This window comes from Vibrio sp. V10_P2A27P122, from assembly GCF_963874335.1.
Lineage (GTDB): Bacteria > Pseudomonadota > Gammaproteobacteria > Enterobacterales > Vibrionaceae > Vibrio > Vibrio anguillarum.
The window spans coordinates 1-5,281 of the sequence record NZ_CAWNHY010000113.1; the positions used below are offsets into that span (position 1 = coordinate 1).

4 protein-coding genes are annotated in these 5,281 nt (G+C 43.8%); all 4 read left to right on the forward strand.

All coding sequences use genetic code 11. The annotated features are described in order from the left end of the window. Positions 1-192 precede the first annotated feature (192 nt). The 4 genes from AACQ17_RS06150 to AACQ17_RS06165 all read left to right on the forward strand — a co-directional run bounded on the left by AACQ17_RS06150 (position 193) and on the right by AACQ17_RS06165 (position 5,170). Positions 193-1,029, forward strand: coding sequence for a TauD/TfdA dioxygenase family protein (locus AACQ17_RS06150; protein ID WP_064625957.1), 837 nt, complete (start codon positions 193-195; stop codon positions 1,027-1,029). Then, positions 1,026-2,462, forward strand: coding sequence for an FAD-binding protein (locus tag AACQ17_RS06155; RefSeq protein ID WP_094147376.1), 1,437 nt, complete (start codon positions 1,026-1,028; stop codon positions 2,460-2,462). The genes AACQ17_RS06150 and AACQ17_RS06155 overlap by 4 nt, the downstream gene beginning before the upstream one ends. 76 nt (positions 2,463-2,538) lie before the next feature. Continuing rightward, complete coding sequence (locus tag AACQ17_RS06160) at positions 2,539-4,281, forward strand: L-tyrosine/L-tryptophan isonitrile synthase family protein (RefSeq protein WP_094147375.1); 1,743 nt, start codon at positions 2,539-2,541, stop codon at positions 4,279-4,281. A 310-nt stretch (positions 4,282-4,591) separates the two neighbouring features. Next, positions 4,592-5,170 (forward strand): aminodeoxychorismate/anthranilate synthase component II, encoded by a 579-nt coding sequence (locus AACQ17_RS06165; protein ID WP_010318736.1) that lies wholly within the window; start codon positions 4,592-4,594, stop codon positions 5,168-5,170. The last annotated feature ends 111 nt before the right edge of the window (positions 5,171-5,281 follow it).

Here is a 5,281-nt window from a genome sequence, read left to right on the forward strand (position 1 = left end):
GAATGATGGCACTATTGAGATATCTATTCCTAAATAAACTGGGATTAATAATTAAATTAGCAATGTCAATCTTATAAATATCAATATTGTGTAAATATTTTTAATATTATCCAACCGAATTTTCGAAAATGATGGATGCAATGTTGTTTTATTTCTAACGTTTTATTAAAAATTAATTTAAAGGAACGGGTGATGAATTATCAGGTCACGAAGCTCCATCCTTTTGGAGTAAAAATAGAAGCAAATGGATTAAAAATTCCCATTAGCGAAGTACCAATAGCACTACTGCGTAAACTATTTATTGAGCATCAGTTGGTATTGATACGTGGATTTAAAGCCTTTGAACAGGCCGAGCAATTTGCGGAATATTGCGAGCAATGGGGAGAGATCAGTATTTGGCCATTTGGCAAAGTGTTAGATTTAATTCAAAAAGATCAGCCAAAGGATCATATTTTTGATAGTAGCTATATGCCGCTGCATTGGGATGGCATGTTCCGTCCTCAAGTGCCTGAATATCAGATATTTCAATGTGTTCAAGCGCCATTGCCAGCACAAGGCGGCCGGACGACCTTCACTCATACAACCAAGGCGTTACAGAACGCAACCGAACAGCAGCGCTCATTGTGGCGAAAAGTCACGGGGCACTACCAGCGAGAGATGGAGTTCTATTGCAGTCACACCATTTCCCCGATTATTGCTCAACATCCCTATCTCTCACACGAGGTCATTCGTTACGCCGAACCACATTTCGCTGAACGTGGCGATCTGCTAAACCCACCAAATGTGACCTTTAGTGGCATTGATAGTGAGCAAATAGCTGAGTTCCACCGTAGCTTACGTGACGCACTGTATGACCCTCGTCATTTTTATGCTCACGAGTGGCAAAATGATGATGTGGTCATTACGGATAACTTTAACTTACTGCATGGTCGAGAAAGCTTTTTATCACATACCCCACGTCATATCCGTCGAGTTCAGGTGCTAAGCGATCCACCGTTTGATAACCCAAGTTTGGAGTCTTACCGATGAGTGATTACCACACTGATATTATGATCGTTGGAGCAGGCCCTGTTGGGCTTATGTGCCACTATTTAGCGCAGCGCTGCGGTCTGAACTCACAAATTATTGATAAATCTAATGGACCACTGGTGGTCGGACGGGCCGATGCGCTTAATGCTAGAACTCTGCAGTTACTTGATATCGTTGACTTATTTGAGCCACTTTACGTGCAAGGCAAACCCTGTAATACCAGTTCGGTATGGGCTGATGGTCAATTTTTGTCACGCCAGTCTCATTGGTGGACAGCGCTGCAAGGCTGCTTCTATCCTCACTTTCTGATGTTGGGGCAAGCACATATTGAAAAAGCGCTAGATAGTGCAGTCAAAGCGCAGAACGCGACCGTGCGCCGTGGTTTATCTGTGGTCGATATCACTGTTGATGAGCAAGGCTGCGTGACGGAACTGAGCAGTGGCGAGCGAGTTCGTTCACGTTACGTGATTGGTGCAGACGGTGGGCGCTCTTTTGTACGTCAGCATTTTTCGATTCCATTTGAAATCGAGAGACCAGAAATTATCTGGGCGGTGATTGATGGTGTTATTGAGTCAGATTTTCCGAAAGTGCCAGAAATCATCGTATTTCAGGCTGAGACGTCAGATGTTGCCTGGATTCCACGTGAAGGTGATTTGGATCGTTTTTATATCCGTATGGACACCGAAGAGTTTACTCAGCAAGAGGTTATCGAGCGCATTAACCGAGCAATGTCGCCGCATTCACTGACGTTTAAGCAGGTTGAGTGGTTTTCTTATTTCTCGGTTAAGGAGTCTGTTGCAGAACGGTATGACCACCAGCAACGGGTCTTTCTAGCAGGAGATGCCTGCCATATACATTCGGTCAATGGCGGGCAAGGGCTCAATACCGGAGTTGTTGACGCGTTCAATTTGATCTGGAAGCTCAATATGGTGTTGCGTGGTCAGGCATCACCTACGCTGTTGGACAGTTATCAGGCTGAGCGCCAACCAGTGGCTCGCAGTGTGATTGAAAGCTCTGGTGCATTGGTGCGTGCAACTAAATACTCAGAACGAGGAACCCATGCGGAGGACTATGTACAAATCGTTGAACAGCGAGCTGGTAACATTACAGGTATGGGCATTGGGTATGGCAATGGTGGCTTAAACGGTTCTCGAGTGTATGACTTTGAGATGCATAGCGATCAGCAGAGTTGCCGCTTTTATCAATGGCTAGATTACCGCTCCTTTACGCTTCTGTTAACTGGCGATGCTGAGTTACCACCAGAAATTCCTCCGTTTGTGCGTTGCCTTCATCTGTACGATCAGGCGAAGCCTGGGCAGTATTGGAGTGAGAGTTCATTCTACCAGGGGCAGGCTTTACTGATCCGCCCTGATGGTTATATTGCGGCTTTCGCGTCGCTTGCGCACGCGGCTGAACTGTTGGCTGGCCTATAAACTTTTTAACCGAGAGTGAAGGCCGAGGGTTCTGCATCATTCCGTCAATGGTCTTCGCCTTTAATAAGGAAACACTATGCTTGATCATCAACAGCAGCAATGTGTGGATAATATTGCTTTTATTTTATTAGACCAATTATTAGCACAAACAGACGCCACTTTTACTGGGTATCAGAAGTTAAAAACGCAGATAGCTCAGTGTGTCATTGAAAACAAAGTCATTACATTATTACTACCCGCCTTTCCATGTAAAACGAATAACCTAGATAAGGTATTAGGTTATAAGCCTGACTTGGGTGAATATCGAGTTTTACAAAAATTTGTTAATGCCATTCGTGATATTCAATCTGTCTATTCTCCAGGAGTGATGTTTTACATTTTTTCTGATTATCATACATTTTCTGATTATATTAATGTCGATTTAGAACATCACTACACTTATTCTGATGAATTACGGAATATGGTGGGAAATATGAACGCCAGTGATTGTCTCAAAATTATAAACTTTGAGCACTTCTCTGCGTTTGATGATTTAAATGAATATCAATATTTCAATGGATTAAAGCAGCGCTTTGGTGATGCGGAATATGAGCGTGATTTTGCACGTCTTAAACAGCATGATAATGCAATGCACCATACCTATCTGGGCTTGAAAAAATTCATGCATCAGGATCAGAAATATGCGCTTGCTCCGCTGAGTTATAAGAAGCGACGTGAGCGATTAGCCCTTATGGCTAAAGGAATGATGGTGCAAGGACGTGCACTCGATAATTTCCTCAATACTCATTTGAGCCACGCTATTCGTCTTAGCATTCATGAACACCCAATGCAAGGCAAAAAATATTCGCTGTTTCTTTTTGATGAGCGATCGTTTAAGACACCTTGGCATACTTGTGTCTTATTTGATGCTTGCCGCGGAGAATTTATTATTGATACGCAGGCCAACCACAAACAACGTGAAGGCGTGATTATTCCTGTAATGCATCAAGGAACGTTGTGGTGTTTACTGCGTTTCAATATCGAAGACGCTAACGAGGCACAGTTGATGCGTGAGGTAAAAGCCACTCTACAAACAGAGCAGTTTGGCTTGACGTTAGAGTCACACCATGGATGCTCACTGACCGGGCTACCGCAGGCTCAAGTGAGCCAATTAGTAAAGGCGTTCTCTGCTGTCTGTTTAAAAGGCTTTAACCCGTTGCCTCAAGCTTCATTTTGGTCTTCGTGGTTTGCCGGAAATCATGCTCTGCTTCCGGAAGAATATGTTCGGAGTAGTACATTAGCAGAGCCCAGTTGGTACGGGCTCAAAACACCGTCAACGAGCATAGCGCGTCGCTATTCTTATGCTGACATTACTCCTGATGAATGGGCGATTTACTGTTCATCTGCTCCGCTGAAGGTTAACTTACTCGATGCCTCACTGGCTGCATTGTGTCTTAATGGTCAAGCAAGTGGTTGGCTGAAAAATACCATTGTGCAGTACGATGATACGGCTACTTATCCTGTGATTATGTCGGGGGATTGGGGAATGAATTTACGCTGGAGCCCATCATTGGCGAAGCTTATATCGTCGTCGACTGAAATTGACAATATCAATCAAGTAGCCAATGTTTTAACTCCTATTCTTGAACGTTCACAAGTACAGCATGTGTTTGATTTACAACTTGGCGATATATTACTGGTGAATAACCACACCGTATTTCGTTATGGCGTGTTATCCGAAACAGAATTAGCGGTGCGTCAGCCTTATTCGGTAAATTCCCCTTGGCAGCCTCATAACAAACAACCAAGTAGTGAGCATTTACAAGAAAGCCCTGCTTAAATAAACGACATTTTTAGGAAATAAGCATGAAGAGCCAAGTAAGCGGATTACTTGGCTTTATTTTTATCGATCATTAACTATGGGATAGATTTATTTTATCGTTGTTTCCGTTCTCTTATTCGACCATATGATGAGAAGTGTTACTTTCAAATGAGAGCAAGTAAAATAATGATCACAACCGAACTGGTTACATAATGAACGAATGTGCAAATCGTGTATTTAGCACAGAATCGATAACTTCTTGCCTTTCCAAACCAGTATTGCACAATAGCGCCTCTCGCTGACTTTTACCCAGAGCGTTTTAATTCACATGCTACTTATCATCGATAACTACGATTCGTTTACCTACAACTTGTACCAATACTTCTGTGAGCTGGGAGTTCAAGTGACGGTGGTGCGTAATGATGAAATCGATATCGCTGGCATTGAAGCGCTCAGCCCAACGCATCTGGTTATTTCCCCTGGGCCTTGCACGCCGAATGAGGCGGGAATTTCACTGGCCGCGATTGAACATTTTGCGGGTAAACTACCTATCTTAGGAGTCTGCCTTGGGCATCAAGCAATTGCGCAAGTGTTTGGCGGGCAAGTGGTGCGAGCCAAAAAGGTGATGCATGGTAAAACCTCACCGATCCAACACACCAACCGTGGCCTCTTTCTGGGGCTCAATAACCCGTTAACCGTTACTCGCTACCACTCGCTGGTGGTCAAAGCCGATTCTCTTGCGGACTGTTTTGAGCTCACCGCTTGGACTCAACAGGCCGATGGTTCGATGGACGAAATCATGGGTTACCAACATAAAACACTGCCAATTGATGCCGTGCAGTTTCATCCTGAATCAATTAAAACAGAACAGGGCCATCAACTGCTCGCAAATTTTTTGCGCCGTTGAACCATTCTCAACCGGACTGCGATCACCTTTCTTAACATTTTCTTCATCATTTCTGCTGTTTTTTATCTTTGCAATATTATGCACCATACATCCTGTTGGAATGAGGGATGG

Bases quoted from the DNA above. Each gene is read 5' to 3' on its own strand.
- AACQ17_RS06160 (WP_094147375.1), top strand. From the start codon at position 2,539: ATGCTTGATCATCAACAGCAGCAATGTGTGGATAATATTGCTTTTATT.
- AACQ17_RS06165 (WP_010318736.1), top strand. From the start codon at position 4,592: ATGCTACTTATCATCGATAACTACGATTCGTTTACCTACAACTTGTAC.
- AACQ17_RS06155 (WP_094147376.1), top strand. From the start codon at position 1,026: ATGAGTGATTACCACACTGATATTATGATCGTTGGAGCAGGCCCTGTT.
- AACQ17_RS06150 (WP_064625957.1), top strand. From the start codon at position 193: ATGAATTATCAGGTCACGAAGCTCCATCCTTTTGGAGTAAAAATAGAA.